Consider the following 14,698-nt stretch of genomic DNA (forward strand, 5'->3'; position numbering starts at 1 on the left):
AAAACGAGGTGAAGCATGACCCGAGCTTTAGTGACCGGTGCCGGTATTCGTCTGGGTCGGGCCATGGCGCTTTATCTGGCGGGTCGTGGATATGATGTCGCCGTTCATTATGCGTCCTCAGAACGCCCCGCGTACGAGACTGTGGCGGAGGTACAGGCTATGGGCCGACGGTCAGTGGCATTGCAGGCTGATCTGCTGGATGAGGCAGAGGTGCAGGATCTGCTGCCCAAAGCAGCCGAGGCTCTGGGCGGGCCGATCACCTGTCTGGTGAACAACGCCTCGATCTTTGAGTATGACAGCGTTCACACCGCGACCCGCCAAAGCTGGGACCGCCATCTCGACAGCAATCTGCGGGCACCGTTCGTTTTGACCCAAGCCATGGCCGGGCAGGGGCTGGCCCCGAACACGGACGAAAATGGCGAACCCCTTGCGACCGGTCTGATCATCAACATGGTGGACATGCGTGTACGCAAGCTGACACCCGAGTTCATGTCTTACACCATTGCCAAAATGGGGCTATGGACGCTGACCCGTACCTCGGCACAGGCGCTGTCCCCGGCAATCCGGGTCAATGCCATTGGGCCTGGCCCGACGGTACAGGGGCATCGTCAAAGCGCCGAGCATTTCCAGGCGCAACGATCGAATACTGTTCTGGAACGCGGGTCAAATCCATCGGATATCACTGCCGCATTGGGGTTTTTTCTGGATGCGCACGCGGTAACGGGACAACTGATATGCGTGGATGGCGGTCAGCACCTGGGGTGGAAAACACCGGATGTTCTGGGTGTGGAATGAGCATTTCCGCTGCAAGTTTTGCACCGCGCACGTTCATGTTACCTACGTGTTACAAAAATGTCTTTTTTTTCATACACTTGCTAAATGCTTGAAAAAATAACTATCAAAATCAATAGCTTGATAATGTGCCTATTTTTTGTGCAGGTTGATGAAGTGGTAATGAAACAAGGGAAATTCTAAGACTGTGAAAACTTATCTTCACACTTATCCACAGGAATCGTGGATTTGTTTTCTCTTGATCTGAGGCCCGCAAGATTGCAGCCAGTAAAAGAGAATCATATCGGAAACCCATGACTACCCACAGTGAATCGTCCCCGACCGGTTATGCCTGCATTCAGCGTTACGCAAAGACGCTGGACAGCTCACCGGGGGTGTACAGGATGCTGGATGCCGAAAGCCGGGTTTTATACGTGGGCAAAGCGCGAAACCTGAAGGCGCGGGTATCGAACTATGCAAGGCCGGGTCATTCGGGCCGGATCGAGAAGATGATTGCCTCGACCGCTTCGATGATGTTTCTGACGACAAGAACCGAAACCGAGGCGCTGCTGCTGGAGCAGAACCTGATCAAGCAGCTTAAACCGAAATACAATGTGCTGCTGCGGGACGACAAAAGCTTTCCAAACATCCTGGTCGCCAAGGATCATGACTTTCCTCAGATCAAGAAACACCGCGGGGCCAAGAAGGAAAAAGGCGCCTATTTCGGGCCGTTTGCCAGCGCGGGTGCTGTAAACCGCACGTTGAACCAGCTGCAAAAGGCATTCCTGCTGCGGAACTGTTCGGATTCCATGTTTGACAGCCGTACGCGGCCCTGTCTGCTTTATCAGATCAAACGGTGTTCCGGGCCGTGTGTCGGTTTGATTTCGGCGCAAGATTACAGTGAAAGCGTCAAGGATGCAGAACGTTTCCTGTCGGGGCGCTCGACCAAGGTGCAGGAGGAACTGGCTGAACAGATGATGGCGGCGTCCGAGGCTATGGAGTTCGAACGCGCCGCCGGTCTGCGCGACCGCATCCGGGCGCTGACGCAGGTACAGACCGCGCAAGGCATCAACCCTCGTGGCGTGACCGAGGCGGATGTGATCGGCCTTTATATGGACAGCGGGCAAGCCTGTGTTCAGGTATTCTTCATCCGGGCCAACCAGAACTGGGGCAACAAGGACTTTTATCCGCGTGTTGGCCCGGATGTATCACATGCCGAAGTGATGGAGGCTTTCCTTGGCCAGTTCTACGACAACAAGGAACCACCACGGCAGTTGATCTTGTCGGACGGGATCGAAAACGCCGATTTAATGCAGGAGGCTTTGTCCGAGAAAGCCGGGCGCAAAGTCGAAATCCTTGTCCCGCTGCGTGGTGAGAAACAGGAACTGGTTGCAGGTGCCTTGCGCAATGCGCGAGAGTCTCTGGCCAGGCGCATGTCGGAAAGCGCCACGCAGGCCAAGTTGCTGCGCGGGGTGGCAGAGGCGTTTGATCTGGATAGTCCACCGGGACGGATTGAGGTCTACGATAACTCTCATATCCAAGGCACTAACGCGGTGGGTGGTATGATCGTGGCAGGGCCCGACGGGTTCATGAAAAACGCCTATCGCAAGTTCAACATTCGCGGCGACGACCTGACGCCGGGTGATGATTTCGGCATGATGAAAGAGGTTCTGAACCGTCGCTTCACCCGCCTGCAAAAAGAAGACCCGGATCGGGATAAAGGGCTTTGGCCCGACCTGCTGTTGATCGATGGCGGTGCCGGACAGGTCAGCGCCGTGCACGAGATCATGCAGGCCCACGGGGTCGAAGACATTCCGATGGTCGGTGTTGCCAAAGGGGTCGACCGTGACCACGGCAAGGAAGAGTTTCACCGGATCGGCCAGCGCCCCTTTGCCCTAAAACGCAACGATCCGGTCTTGTACTTTATTCAACGGTTAAGGGACGAGGCGCACCGTTTTGCCATTGGCACCCATCGCGCGAAACGCGCCAAGGCCGTTGGTGCCACGCCGCTGGATGAAATTCCGGGCGTCGGGGCTGCACGCAAGCGCGCATTGCTGACTCACTTCGGCAGCGCCAAAGCGGTAAGCCGGGCCAATCTGGCAGACCTGAAAGCGGTCGAGGGAATCTCGGCCGGGTTGGCTCAGAAAGTCTATGATTTCTTCCACGACAAGGGTTAGACCTGTCGCCCCCGCCACAGGATATAGAGGCCCGAGGCCACAATAAGCGCGCTGCCGACCCACATAGTACGGTCCAGGCTTTCGCCGAACAGGGCGATACCCAACCCGATACCGAACAGCAGTCGCGTATAGCGGAACGGGGTCACGGCTGACACTTCACCCGTGCGCATTGCGTTCATGAGCGCGGCATAGGCCATGACGCCCATCAGAACCGCGCCCGTCAGATGCAGGCTGGTGTGCGTGCTAACCGGTGTCATGGGTGCGCCTTCCCACACCCGATAGGCAAGGCCCGCGACGATAATGCTGAGGAAACCATAAAACCCCAGTACTTCGGTTCCAAGGGTCGCAGGGGCCGCGCGGCTGGCCAGATCACGCCCTGCGAACCCTAACATACCCAGCACGGCCAGCATCGACAGCAGTGAAAAACTGTCCCCGGTCGGTTGCAGAATAATGACGACTCCGATCATACCGACAAAAATCGCGCTCCATCGCCGCCAACCAACCGCTTCACCAAAGAATAATGCCGCGCCTGCGACCACAACCAAAGGCGTTGCTTGCAAGATCACGGTGGCCGAGGACAAGGGCGTCAACGCAATGGCGAGCACATAGAATAGCCGACCAAAGACTTCGAACAGCACCCGAACTTTCATCGGGCGGGATAGAACGTCTGGGTGTATCAGACGTTTTCCGCGAGCCGACGCCAGTGCCGCAAAGATTACGGACCCGCCAGTCCCGAACAGAACCAGAACCTGCCAGATCGGAAGCGCGGTCGATGCTGCTTTCAGCAACGCATCCTCCAACGCAAAGCCCGCCATTGCGGCCACCATCCACAGGCTGCCGACCATGTTCGACCGGGCGTCGGTTTGAATATGCGCTGTCATCCTGAACGTTCCACTTTGCAGTCGACGGGCAATCTGACTGCAAAGACGTGAAACGCCAAGTGCACGAGGCGCAAAGCGTCGGACCTGCGGCGCTTTGACCAAGCTGTTGTGAGTGATGTAGTTTTTTACCGGTTTGTCTTTTCTGTCTTGAACCGGCGATATAGGGTCCAAGCCATGAAGTGGAATTTGCCCAATATCCTGACGGTTCTACGCCTGCTGGCTGCGCCCGGTCTGGCCGTAATGTTTTTGTACTTCACCCGGCCCTATGCGGACTGGTTCGCTTTGATCCTGTTCCTTTCGGCGGCGATCACCGATTGGTTTGATGGCTATCTGGCCCGTGCGTGGAAACAGGAAACCAAGATGGGCGCGATGCTGGATCCGATTGCCGACAAGGCAATGGTGGTGATCGCGCTGATGATTCTGGTTGGCTATTCGACCGAACACTGGACGCCATGGCTGGTGCTACCCGCCACCGTGATCCTGTTCCGCGAGGTTTTTGTCTCGGGCCTGCGCGAATATCTGGGCGATGTGGCGGGGACGCTGAAGGTTACAAAGCTGGCCAAGTGGAAAACAACAGCGCAGATGATCGCCATCGCCGTGCTGTTCTCGCAGGGCATCTTTGAACACTATGCCGTGATGGCGAGTTTCGGCATGGACGACGCGCTGGTAGAACAGATTATCGCGGGCCAGGTTGAAGATGTGAATCACCTGCGCTGGAACATCCATGGTATGTTCTGGGCAGGCCAGATCGGGCTGTGGTTGCTGTGGATTGCGGCGGCGCTGACATTGATCACCGGCTATGATTACCTACGTAAAGCCATGCCACATCTGAAGGAGATCTGAGGGATGGATGTGCTGTATTTTGCATGGGTACGCGAACGTATCGGTTTGCCAAAGGAAAAAGTCGAGACGCAGGCAGTCACTGTCAATGATCTGGTGGCCGAGTTGAGCGCGCGGGAAGAACGCTATGCCGCGGCATTTGCCGATTTGTCCGCCCTGCGCGTTGCACTGGATCAGGAGTTGTCGGATTTTGACGCCTCGCTGTCGGGCGTTCGGGAAGTGGCGTTTTTTCCACCAATGACGGGCGGTTGAGCGATGCGGATCGCTGTTCAGCAGGAAGCATTCGATCTGGGCGCCGAGGCCAATGCTTTTGCCGCCGGGGATGATGCCAACGGAGCCATTGTCACCTTCACTGGCGTTGTGCGCGACCTGGCAAGCGGTGATCTGGATGTGATGGAGATTGAACACTATCCGGGTATGACGGAACGGGCGCTGACCAAGATTGCCCAGGAAGCCAAGGAGCGGTGGTCATTGGGTGACGTGCTGGTGATCCATCGTCATGGCCGACTGGCCCCGGGAGACAGGATCATGATGGTGGCGACCGCTGCGCCGCATCGTAAAGATGCGTTTGAGGCAGCGGAATATCTGATGGATTATCTGAAGTCTCGCGCACCTTTCTGGAAGAAGGAAATCACCCACTCTGGTGCGGAATGGGTCGCAGCCAAAGACGAAGACGAAGACGCGCTGACCCGGTGGTAGTGATTTAGCGACCGTTTATTCTTGCAAACTTGGGCGGTGGCGCAAGGTCGTATACTTAATCCGCGTTGTTGATCCGTCCGCGCAGTTCTTCGGCCTCCTGACGCGCGGCCCGCAGGCCATCCATAGCAGCTGCCAGCTCGGCCTCTGTCTGGGTTAGCTGGTTTGTCAATTCGGCCTCACGTTGCTGCAAATAGGTGATGGCCTGATCGCGGGTTTCCTCGGCCTCGTGCAACTCCTGACTCATCCGATCCAGATCGGCAACGTCGCTTTGACTTACTCGGGACAGGCGGTGCGCCAACCAGTTGGCAAACCAGCCCATGCAGAAGGCGGCGAACAGGATAATGGCAGTTACAATGACGAATTCTGTTCTGTTCAACTTACTGGTCCCCTGCATCCGCATCTGGTGCGGTCGTGTCGGTTTGGTCCTCTGCGGAAGTCGCAGCCTCGGCCTCAAGCGCTTCAAGGCCTGTTTCTCTACCCTCAACAGGCTCAGGGCGGATCAGACGGAACTCGATCCGGCGGTTTTCTTCCCGACCCTCTTCGGTGTCGTTGTCAGCGATGGGTTGCGTTTCCCCATACCCCACGGCGGTGTAGCTGCTGGTAGGAATGCGCCGCCCGCGCAGCTCGTTCAGAATGGATTGCGCCCGCGCCTGGCTGAGTTGTTGGTTCATCTCTTCACGGCCCTGACTGTCTGTGTGGCCCTGAATCTCCATACGGATCGGACCGCAGTCGCGCAGGATATCCGCAATCTGGTTCACCACATCGCGCGAGTCTGATGCAATCGTGGCCGATCCGGGCTCAAAGGCGATTTTGCTGGTGGCCTGAATTTCAGCAATTTGGGCCTCGCAGACTTCCGGGTCGGGCAGGGCGTCCTCGGGTTCCGGTGGGGGCTGATAGGTGATGGTCAGGGTGTATTCCTGCCCCTCGCCCAACTTGTCGGACAATTGACCTGCGATGCGGGCCTTGGCGTCTTCTTCGTGGCTGAGGCCGATCAGTTCGACCGTATCGGGTGTTACGGTCAATACGCCGTTGTGGAGCTGACCCAAAGCCTCCAGACCGGCCAGAACACGTACAGGCCAGTCCGTCGGGAGATCCGAAACGAAGCGGGTGGCAGTATATACCTGATCGGATCCAAAGGCCGCGCGCGCGTAGCTGTCGACCATGTCGCGCAGAGTTTCATCACCCAGCCGTCCGCGCAATTGCACCAGCCCTTCAGGGCTGCGGGTGGCCGAGAACTCGACCGGGCCATTTGGGTTCGTTGTCTCAGGCTCGGGCAATACGGCGTGCAAGGCGAAGACCGCAGGCAGCTCGGTTTCAAGCTCGCCCACAACCCGGTCGAACAACGCAGGATCGGTTCCCTCCGCTGCGATCAGGGTAATGTCCGCGTCTGACATGGTGACCGAACCCTGGCCTATCCGGAACAGCGCCTGAATGCTTTTCTCGGCTGCTTCTGGCCAGCGTGGCGATGGTTCGCCCAAGGCGATGGTGCAGGAATAAGGCCCCGTTAACCCGGCGTTTTTCGCGGCGGCCACGATTCGGTCACGTGCCTTCTCATCCTGCGCCGAGCAGGCGTCAAAATGCCCGCCTTCTTCGTCGATCAGGTAACGCAAAGTAAATGGAGTGACGACCGGGCGAGGTGCTGAAATTGCCAGCCCAACCCGCAGGCTGGGCGGTGCCGTACGCGTCAGGTCGCGTTCCAGTTTTTGTTTTTCTTGCTGACTGTTGGCAATTGCCGTGATCCTGACCAGATCCGGGCTGGCGGAAATTTTGGCGCGGGGCAGGTGGGTCAGGGCCTCCAACGCGTAAGATATTGCGGCATCCCACCCTTTGGGCTTTGGGTAATCTGCTGTTTCCATCAGGTCCGAAATGGCAACAGATCTGTCCAGATTGCCAAGCCGTTGGATCAGCTTGTCCCTGTTCTCACTGGCCGGGATCAGACCTATCACCGAAATTCCACTGTCATTTCGCAGGATTTCTACCGAAAAGCGCGGTGCTGCGAGGGCGGAAGTTGCGATAACCTCCATTTCGTCGATTACGCGGGATGTATCAACTTCGGTTCCCGCAGCGGTCAGCGCGTTAAAGCGGGTCGCTTCATCTGGCGCTGTACCGGTCAGGACCACCCGCAAACCATCGGCTTCGACCTCGGCCCAATCGTGTCCTTTCAGGTCCAGCGAGCGCCGTACAGCGAGTTCCGATGATTCTTCGATCTCGGTAACAGCATAGCTGGCCGCCAGAAGTGACAGGCCAGCTGATACAAGAAAGATCAGGGAAACAGCGATAAAATACGGCAGACGCATGTTTGGGTTTGGCACTCCTCAGGCGTTTGCGCCGATCTTTACAGGCCCCGTTCAGCGGGTGCAATCAGAGCAACAAGGCGACGCAAAGGAAGATCAGCGGAATAAAGCCGGTATCGCGGTTGGCACGAAACAGCAGCAGCAGCTTGGCGTTGTCTTCGGTATCAAGCCCGCGCAATTGCCACATCATGTGCCAGCCCATGGCCCAGGGGCCGCAAAGCGCGACCCCCAACGCCAGAATTGACGCGTCAGGCACCCCGGCATCAATAATGGCCAGCCCCATCAGCGATACCGTTGCAACCAGAAAATACTTCAGCCATTTCGCCGTGTCGGTGCCAAACAGGCGCGCGGTGGATTTGATGCCGACCAGTTCATCGTCCTCGGTATCCTGATGTGCATAGATCGTGTCATAGAACAGGGTCCAGGCGATGCCGGACAGGTACAGCGTGCCAGCAGGCCAGCCGAGCGACCCGCTATGCGCCGTCCAGGCCAGTAATGCGCCCCAGTTGAAGGCCAGCCCCAGAAAAACCTGAGGCCACCAGGTAAACCGCTTGGCAAACGGATAAACGGTCACCGGCAGTAAAGATAACACACCCATGGCAATCGCCGCCTGATTGAAGCTGAGAAGAACGCCGAGCGCCAGAAGGCTTTGCAGTATCATCCAGGCCGCAGCTTGCCGGACACTGACTTGCCCCGACGGTATCGGGCGCGAGCGTGTGCGTTCAACCTGTGCGTCGAATTCCCGGTCTGTAATGTCATTCCACGTGCAACCGGCACCTCGCATCAAAAAAGCTCCGAATGCGCAGCCTAGGGCAATCCACAGATCTTCCCAACGCGGTTGACCGTCATGCAGGATGGCCAGCGCCAGCCCCCACCAACATGGAAGCAGCAACAGCCATGTGCCGATGGGCCGGTCCGCGCGGCTGAGGCGCAGATACGGTCGGGCAAAGGCTGGGGCATATGTGTCGACCCAGTTGCCGGTGACGGCATCGGCGACTTGACCATCTGGTGTTGGGGCATTGCCTTGCATATGTAGGTCTCATGAGTGCGAAAATCAGACTGTATGTAGAGCAGCCCTTGGGTCAGGGGCAATCGGTTCCTTTGACGCGCGATCAGGCGCACTATCTGTTTGGCGTCATGCGACTGCCGGTTGGCGGAGCAGTGGCGCTGTTTAACGGCAAAGATGGAGAGTGGCTGGCCGAGGTGGCCGAGTCCGGAAAACGCGGTGGCGCTCTGACCTGTGTCAGGCAGACCAAACCTTTGCATCTGCCCCCCGATCTGTGGTTCCTGTTTGCGCCGATCAAAAAGGCGCGCACCGACTTCATTGTAGAAAAAGCCGCTGAAATGGGCGCGGCTCGCATCCTGCCAGTTCAGACCGAATTCACCAACGCAGACCGTATCCGGCAAGACCGGCTTCAGGCTCATGCAATCGAAGCCGCTGAACAATGCGGTGGAACCTACGTGCCCGAAGTGGCAGACCTTCAGCGGCTGGACCGCGTGCTGAAGACCTGGCCTGAAGGTCGGCAGTTGATGTTCTGCAACGAGGCCGAGGTCGGCTCGGCCCTGCGGCTGGCAGCGAATGAAAAAGGGCGCCCCTGGGCCATTCTCATCGGCCCGGAAGGCGGGTTTTCCAACGCTGAGCGTGCGCGGCTGTCGGCTTTACCCTATGCGCATGTAGTCAGTCTTGGCCCGCGTATTCTGCGGGCGGATACAGCGGCGGTGGCCGCGTTGACCATGTGGCAGCAGGCATTGGGGGATTGGTCGTGATTCGCGAGGCGGTTCAATCGGATGCCCCGGCGCTAGAGATGTTTCTGTCCCGCTACCCTGACAGTTCAATGTTTTTGCGCAGCAATTTGGCGGCCCACGGGGTGGGGTTGAATGCGAATGAATATTCCAGCCGCTACTTCATCTGGGGTGAGGATCAGGTTCAGGGTGTCTTTGGGCTCAGCAAGAAGGGCTATCTGATGGTTCAATTGCCCAACGCCGAAACCGAAGCTGCCGAGTGTTTCGCGCGGATGATCGAAGGCGAAACCGTTTTGGGTATGACGGGGGATGCACCTCAGGTCGAGCTGACGTTGGGCGCTTTGGGATTGGGGCAGGCGAAGTACCGGTTGAACCACGATGAACCGCTTTATCGACGTGACCTGCGAGGTCTGACTGAGGCACCTGTTCCATATCGCGATTTGCGCGCCGAGGATCGGTCAAGACTGCACATTTGGTTCGCGGATTACATCGAGGATACCGGACAGGCCGCAGGCGAAGAGGCGCGTGAGCTGGCGGCAGAGCGCGTCGAGGCGGAATTGACCGCAGGCAGGGCGATTGTCCTGATGGAAGGCGACGCGCCGGTTGCCATGGCGTCTGTAAATGCCAGGGTTCACGACCAAGTTCAGGTCGGTGGTGTTTTTGTTCCACGTAAAAACAGAAATCGTGGCCTGGGTCGACGGGTCACGACCGCATTGATGCAGAAAGCAAAATCCGAGGGCGCGGCGGCCGCGATCCTGTTTGCGAACAACACACCTGCCGCCCGTGCCTATGAGGCGATTGGGTTCCAACAGGTGGGTTGGTACAAGGTCGCTTTGCTGCAGGAACCGCAAAGGGTGCTCTCATGAGTTTCATCCGACCCGAGGCAAAACTGGCGCTTTGGCGTTGGCGCGAGGTTCTGGTTGCGGCTTTTGTCCTGATCCTTGGTCTGAGCTGGATCAGCGGGCCGGGTGGGCTGCTGGCTTGGGTAGGCTGGTTTCTGATTGTCGTGTCAGCGGCTTTGACTGTGATCGGCATACAGCGCGCGCGCTTCAGAACAGGTGTGGGGGGGCAAGGTGTCGTGACGATTGATGAAGGTCAGATCACTTATCTGGGCCCCTTGGATGGCGGCATCGTCGCGTCCCGCGAAATTGAGCGTCTGGCCCTTGACCCGACCTCCGACCCTGCACATTGGGTTCTGGATCAGCCGGGCCAGCCAGCGCTTCACATTCCTGTGAATGCAGAAGGAGCCGAGGCATTGTTCGACGTATTCTCAAACCTGCCGGGCCTCAAAACCGAGCAAATGCTATCGGAACTCAACGGCAAATCGCAGCATCCGGTCGTTATCTGGGAACGTACACCGTCGCGCCCGGCGCATCTGCCGTTGCATTGACACTGGCGCCATTTACGACCACCACTTGACCTTCAAAACAGACACAGCAGGATCGGAGCACGGTTCATGTCCATCCCTCAGTCCGGCGGCGGTCCGATCGAACGCCATGAACAACTGGCCGAATATCTGGAATCGGGTTGCAAACCCAAGCAAGATTGGCGCATCGGCACCGAGCATGAGAAATTCGGCTATTGCAAGGACACGCTGAAACCTCTGCCTTTTGAAGGAAAGCGATCCATTGTCGCCGTGTTGGAGGGGTTGCGGGATCGCCACGGCTGGGGAGAGGTCCGTGAATCCGGTCATCTGATCGGTCTTGAAAAGGACGGCGCAAATGTCAGCCTTGAACCGGGTGGCGCGCTGGAGCTGTCGGGTGCCCCTCTGGAGACGATCCATGAAACCTGCGATGAGGTGAACACTCACCTGCGCGAGGTGAAGGATATCGCCGATGAGATCGGTGTGGGATTCATCGGTCTGGGCGCGGCGCCGATCTGGACGCATGACCAGATGCCGCTGATGCCCAAGGGGCGGTATCGGCTGATGAACGATTATATGGAAAAAGTCGGCACCATGGGCCGCGCCATGATGCGGCGGACGTGTACCGTTCAGGTTAATATCGACTTCGGGTCCGAAGCCGACATGGTACAGAAACTGCGCGTGGCGCTGGCATTGCAGCCGGTAGCGACGGCGCTGTTTGCCAATTCTCCGTTCTTCGAAGGTAAAGTGAACGGTCAGAAAAGCTGGCGCAGCCATATCTGGCGACATCTGGACGATGCGCGCACGGGCATGTTGCCCTTCGTGTTCGAGGATGGCTTTGGATTCGAACGCTATGTCCAATACGCGCTCGATGTGCCGATGTATTTCGTCTACCGCGACGGGCAGTACATTAATGCGCTGGGCATGTCGTTCCGAGATTTCCTCAAGGGTGAGTTGCCTGCATTGCCGGGTGAAACGCCGACCCTGTCGGATTGGGCCGATCACCTGACAACGGCCTTTCCCGAAGCGCGGATCAAGAAGTTCATGGAGATGCGCGGCGCGGATGGTGGCCCTTGGCGACGGCTTTGCGCCTTGCCCGCCTTCTGGGTCGGGCTGACCTATGACCAAACCGCGCTGGATGCGGCGTGGGATCTGGTCAAGGGCTGGGATGCTGAAACGCGCGAGGCGCTGCGTGTTGCGGCGGCCAAAGACGGGCTTCAAGCGCAGGTTGGCAACGTCAACATGCATGATCTGGCGCGTGAAGTTGTGGCAATCTCCGAGGCGGGCCTGAAAGCCCGTGCGCGCCCTGGTGCTGGTGGTTTGGTCCCGGATGAGACGCATTTCCTGAACGCGTTGAAGGAAAGCATCGACACCGGCAAGGTTCCGGCAGATGAGTTGCTGGAACACTACAATGGCGACTGGAATGGCGACCTGACCCGGATTTATCCCGAATACAGCTATTGATGCGCACCGTCCCGCTTGCATTCGCGGGGCGGGGCCGATAGCAGGTTCTCGACCAAATTCAGAGGGCCGTCATGGACGATCTTAAGGCAAAGTATCTGGGCCAAATCGCCGAAGCAGGCGACGAAAACGCGCTTGAGGCGATCCGCGTCGCGGCTGTTGGCAAAAAAGGCGAGGTCGCGCTGAAGATGCGCGAGCTGGGCAAGATGACGCCCGAGGAACGTCAGGTCGCAGGCCCGGCGCTGAATGCCCTGAAGGATGAGATTAACTCGGCGCTGTCCGCCAAGAAAGCCGCGCTGGCCGATGTTGCACTGGATGAGCGCCTGCGGACCGAATGGCTGGACGTCACCCTGCCGACCCGCCCGCGCCGTCAGGGGTCAATCCACCCGATCAGCCAGGCGACCGAGGAACTGACCGCGATCTTTGCTGAACTGGGCTTCTCGGTGGCCGAAGGGCCGCGTGTTGAAGACGACTGGTACAATTTCGACGCGCTGAACATCCCCGGTCACCACCCCGCACGGGCCGAGATGGACACGTTCTATATGCACCGCGCCGAGGGTGATGACCGCCCGCCGCATGTGCTGCGCACCCATACCTCGCCTGTCCAGATTCGCTCGATGGAGAAACAGGGTGCACCGATCCGCGTAATCTGTCCGGGCGGCGTGTACCGCGCCGATTACGACCAGACCCACACGCCGATGTTCCATCAGGTCGAGGGGCTGGCCATCGACAAGGACATCTCGATGGCGAACCTGAAATGGGTTCTGGAAGAGTTCGTGAAAGCATTCTTCGAGGTCGATGATGTCGAACTGCGCTTCCGCGCCTCGCACTTCCCCTTCACCGAGCCGTCGGCCGAGGTCGATATCCGCTGTTCGTGGGATAACGGCCAGCTGAAGATCGGCGAGGGCGACGACTGGATGGAGATTCTGGGTTCCGGCATGGTTCACCCCAAGGTGATCGCCGCTGGAGGGATCGACCCCGAGGTCTATCAGGGTTTTGCGTTCGGGATTGGCATCGACCGTCTGGCGATGCTGAAATACGGCATTCCGGATTTGCGGGCGTTCTTTGATAGCGACCTGCGCTGGCTGCGCCACTACGGGTTTGCAGCGCTGGATATGCCAAACCTGCATGGTGGTTTGTCGCGGTAGAGAGCACATCGGACGACTGGCTGACCGCATATAAGGATTGGTGGAAGCAAAAGGCTTCTAGGCATCCACTGCTTTGGTGTTTGTGTTTGTTCCTCGCGATGTTTGTGACGCCAACTTTTGTGCTGTGGGTTTGGAAAAGCCAGCCGGTTGCAGTTCTGATTGCTTTTGTTGCATCGGCACTTCTGTTCTTGCCCGGAATTCTAATTGCTGGTTTCGAGTTTTTGCGGCCTGCTGTGTTTCAGATGCGCGATAGAATTCAGAGAGAAAAAACTCAGGACCTCATTTACAAACGCAATTGCGGGTTTTGGAAGTGGTGGTGAGCAGTTGGTTTGGCTGCTAAGCGCGGCTTGATGCTTTGACCTGACGTAGGGCGGGCTTCAGCCCGCCATGTGCGATGGGTGGGTGCCGAGCTGAAGCCCGGCCTACGTTCGGACCACACCGATATGTTAAGTGACAGGGCGGAATGCCTCGTTAGGGTCGGGCGCATGATCTGTCGATTGCTCTGCCTTCTTCTGCTGATGACCGGGCCCGCCTTTGCCATGGGGCCCTGGAAAACCGAATGCCACGGCGATATTGTCTGTGATCTCGGTGACCGCTCGTATCACGTTTTAGAACCTGATGGCTGGGATGGTGAAACACCTCTGCCGGTGCTGCTGCATTTCCATGGCTGGTCCCGGCAGGGGACCGTGGTGGTGAACCACGAACGGATTGCCGGGGCCACGAAACGTCGGGGTGTGCTGCTGGTGGCCCCGAACGGTCTGGGCAAAAGCTGGGATTTCTGGTCCGCAAGCTCGGATGATGTGCCTTTTGCCGACCGGGTGCTTGAGGATGTCGCCCGGCGCTATCCGATCGACGCGACCCGCATCTATGTATCAGGCTATTCCTTTGGAAGTGCGATGGCGTGGCGCTTTGTCTGCGAAACCGGCGATGATATCGCGGCGCTGCTGGGTGTGGCCGGAACACTCCGCCAGACCGAGACCTGCCCGCAAGCCCCGCAAGAGGTGCGGCATGTCCATGGGACAGATGACACGGTGATGGATTTCCCGTTTGGTCCGGGTGGCGATACAACGTATCCGGTGGCGCTGTGGCGTGAGAAATACGGCTGCGATGCAGCCACCCCGCGGGGTGATTGGAGTGTGGAACCGTTCCTGACCCTTAGCCGAGTGGAATGGACCGATTGCACGCAGGGGCAGGTGACGCTGGACACGCATCCCGGCGGGCATTTCATCCCGCATGGCTGGATTGGGCGGCAGTTGGATGAGCTTTTGGGCCGCACCCCCAGCTATCCGTGACGCGCAGCGCTTGCACCCCGGCGCATTCT

Annotated in this window: 15 protein-coding genes; 11 read left to right on the top strand and 4 right to left on the bottom strand. The window is 58.3% G+C overall.

Going from position 1 to position 14,698, the window contains the following annotated elements:
- Positions 1-15 precede the first annotated feature (15 nt).
- Both ACR0EK_RS06745 and uvrC read left to right on the top strand, forming a co-directional pair.
- Complete coding sequence (locus ACR0EK_RS06745) at positions 16-795, top strand: SDR family oxidoreductase (protein WP_480899177.1); 780 nt, start codon at positions 16-18, stop codon at positions 793-795.
- A 290-nt stretch (positions 796-1,085) separates the two neighbouring features.
- On the top strand, positions 1,086-2,948 hold the full coding sequence (uvrC, locus tag ACR0EK_RS06750) for an excinuclease ABC subunit UvrC (RefSeq protein ID WP_480967690.1): 1,863 nt from the start codon (positions 1,086-1,088) through the stop codon (positions 2,946-2,948).
- Here the strand turns inward: uvrC and ACR0EK_RS06755 are convergent.
- A complete protein-coding gene (locus tag ACR0EK_RS06755; RefSeq protein ID WP_480899181.1) occupies positions 2,945-3,829 on the bottom strand; it encodes a DMT family transporter in 885 nt (294 codons plus the stop codon). The two genes, uvrC and ACR0EK_RS06755, sit on opposite strands and share 4 nt — an antisense overlap.
- A gap of 174 nt (positions 3,830-4,003) precedes the next feature.
- On the opposite strand from ACR0EK_RS06755, the gene pgsA reads away from it, so the two are divergent.
- Genes pgsA through ACR0EK_RS06770 form a run of 3 tightly spaced genes read left to right on the top strand, consistent with a single transcriptional unit; the run spans position 4,004 to position 5,368 of the window.
- Positions 4,004-4,672, top strand: a complete 669-nt coding sequence (gene pgsA, locus ACR0EK_RS06760) for a CDP-diacylglycerol--glycerol-3-phosphate 3-phosphatidyltransferase (protein WP_480773378.1) — start codon at positions 4,004-4,006, stop codon at positions 4,670-4,672.
- A 3-nt stretch (positions 4,673-4,675) separates the two neighbouring features.
- Positions 4,676-4,921: a molybdopterin converting factor subunit 1 gene (gene moaD / locus ACR0EK_RS06765; protein ID WP_209506660.1), complete on the top strand. Its 246-nt coding sequence runs from the start codon at positions 4,676-4,678 to the stop codon at positions 4,919-4,921.
- A gap of 3 nt (positions 4,922-4,924) precedes the next feature.
- Positions 4,925-5,368, top strand: coding sequence for a molybdenum cofactor biosynthesis protein MoaE (locus tag ACR0EK_RS06770; protein WP_480494390.1), 444 nt, complete (start codon positions 4,925-4,927; stop codon positions 5,366-5,368).
- A gap of 55 nt (positions 5,369-5,423) precedes the next feature.
- On the opposite strand, the gene ACR0EK_RS06775 is transcribed toward ACR0EK_RS06770, so the two are convergent.
- From ACR0EK_RS06775 to ubiA, 3 genes are all read right to left on the bottom strand, one after another.
- Entirely contained in the window at positions 5,424-5,744 is a 321-nt protein-coding gene (locus ACR0EK_RS06775) for a hypothetical protein (RefSeq protein WP_267365430.1), read from the bottom strand.
- Position 5,745: 1 nt separating this feature from the next.
- Positions 5,746-7,665 (bottom strand): OmpA family protein, encoded by a 1,920-nt coding sequence (locus tag ACR0EK_RS06780; RefSeq protein WP_480967691.1) that lies wholly within the window; start codon positions 7,663-7,665, stop codon positions 5,746-5,748.
- A 64-nt stretch (positions 7,666-7,729) separates the two neighbouring features.
- A complete protein-coding gene (ubiA, locus tag ACR0EK_RS06785; RefSeq protein WP_480483003.1) occupies positions 7,730-8,692 on the bottom strand; it encodes a 4-hydroxybenzoate octaprenyltransferase in 963 nt (320 codons plus the stop codon).
- A gap of 11 nt (positions 8,693-8,703) precedes the next feature.
- Between ubiA and ACR0EK_RS06790 the strand changes: the two genes are divergently transcribed.
- The 6 genes from ACR0EK_RS06790 (at position 8,704) to ACR0EK_RS06815 (ending at position 14,669) form a co-directional block, all read left to right on the top strand.
- Positions 8,704-9,429 carry a 16S rRNA (uracil(1498)-N(3))-methyltransferase gene (locus tag ACR0EK_RS06790; protein WP_480483005.1) on the top strand — a complete coding sequence of 242 codons (726 nt, stop codon included), beginning with the start codon at positions 8,704-8,706 and terminating at the stop codon, positions 9,427-9,429.
- Positions 9,426-10,271 (top strand): GNAT family N-acetyltransferase, encoded by an 846-nt coding sequence (locus ACR0EK_RS06795; RefSeq protein WP_480967692.1) that lies wholly within the window; start codon positions 9,426-9,428, stop codon positions 10,269-10,271. Before ACR0EK_RS06790 ends, ACR0EK_RS06795 begins: the two co-directional genes overlap by 4 nt.
- Positions 10,268-10,795, top strand: a complete 528-nt coding sequence (locus ACR0EK_RS06800) for a hypothetical protein (protein ID WP_480486560.1) — start codon at positions 10,268-10,270, stop codon at positions 10,793-10,795. The genes ACR0EK_RS06795 and ACR0EK_RS06800 overlap by 4 nt, the downstream gene beginning before the upstream one ends.
- A 66-nt stretch (positions 10,796-10,861) precedes the next feature.
- Entirely contained in the window at positions 10,862-12,232 is a 1,371-nt protein-coding gene (locus ACR0EK_RS06805) for a glutamate--cysteine ligase (RefSeq protein ID WP_480483011.1), read from the top strand.
- A gap of 71 nt (positions 12,233-12,303) precedes the next feature.
- Positions 12,304-13,377 carry a phenylalanine--tRNA ligase subunit alpha gene (pheS, locus tag ACR0EK_RS06810; RefSeq protein ID WP_480483013.1) on the top strand — a complete coding sequence of 358 codons (1,074 nt, stop codon included), beginning with the start codon at positions 12,304-12,306 and terminating at the stop codon, positions 13,375-13,377.
- Positions 13,378-13,862: 485 nt separating this feature from the next.
- Complete coding sequence (locus tag ACR0EK_RS06815) at positions 13,863-14,669, top strand: CE1 family esterase (RefSeq protein ID WP_480899187.1); 807 nt, start codon at positions 13,863-13,865, stop codon at positions 14,667-14,669.
- Positions 14,670-14,698 lie beyond the last annotated feature (29 nt).

The organism is Ruegeria sp. AE4 (assembly GCF_056542185.1).

Coding starts and splice junctions, on each gene's coding strand:
- ACR0EK_RS06745 (WP_480899177.1), top strand. CDS start 16: ATGACCCGAGCTTTAGTGACCGGTGCCGGTATTCGTCTGGGTCGGGCC.
- ACR0EK_RS06755 (WP_480899181.1), bottom strand. CDS start 3,829: ATGACAGCGCATATTCAAACCGACGCCCGGTCGAACATGGTCGGCAGC.
- uvrC (WP_480967690.1), top strand. CDS start 1,086: ATGACTACCCACAGTGAATCGTCCCCGACCGGTTATGCCTGCATTCAG.
- ACR0EK_RS06800 (WP_480486560.1), top strand. CDS start 10,268: ATGAGTTTCATCCGACCCGAGGCAAAACTGGCGCTTTGGCGTTGGCGC.
- ACR0EK_RS06770 (WP_480494390.1), top strand. CDS start 4,925: ATGCGGATCGCTGTTCAGCAGGAAGCATTCGATCTGGGCGCCGAGGCC.
- ACR0EK_RS06805 (WP_480483011.1), top strand. CDS start 10,862: ATGTCCATCCCTCAGTCCGGCGGCGGTCCGATCGAACGCCATGAACAA.
- ACR0EK_RS06790 (WP_480483005.1), top strand. CDS start 8,704: ATGAGTGCGAAAATCAGACTGTATGTAGAGCAGCCCTTGGGTCAGGGG.
- pheS (WP_480483013.1), top strand. CDS start 12,304: ATGGACGATCTTAAGGCAAAGTATCTGGGCCAAATCGCCGAAGCAGGC.
- ACR0EK_RS06815 (WP_480899187.1), top strand. CDS start 13,863: ATGATCTGTCGATTGCTCTGCCTTCTTCTGCTGATGACCGGGCCCGCC.
- ubiA (WP_480483003.1), bottom strand. CDS start 8,692: ATGCAAGGCAATGCCCCAACACCAGATGGTCAAGTCGCCGATGCCGTC.
- pgsA (WP_480773378.1), top strand. CDS start 4,004: ATGAAGTGGAATTTGCCCAATATCCTGACGGTTCTACGCCTGCTGGCT.
- ACR0EK_RS06780 (WP_480967691.1), bottom strand. CDS start 7,665: ATGCGTCTGCCGTATTTTATCGCTGTTTCCCTGATCTTTCTTGTATCA.
- moaD (WP_209506660.1), top strand. CDS start 4,676: ATGGATGTGCTGTATTTTGCATGGGTACGCGAACGTATCGGTTTGCCA.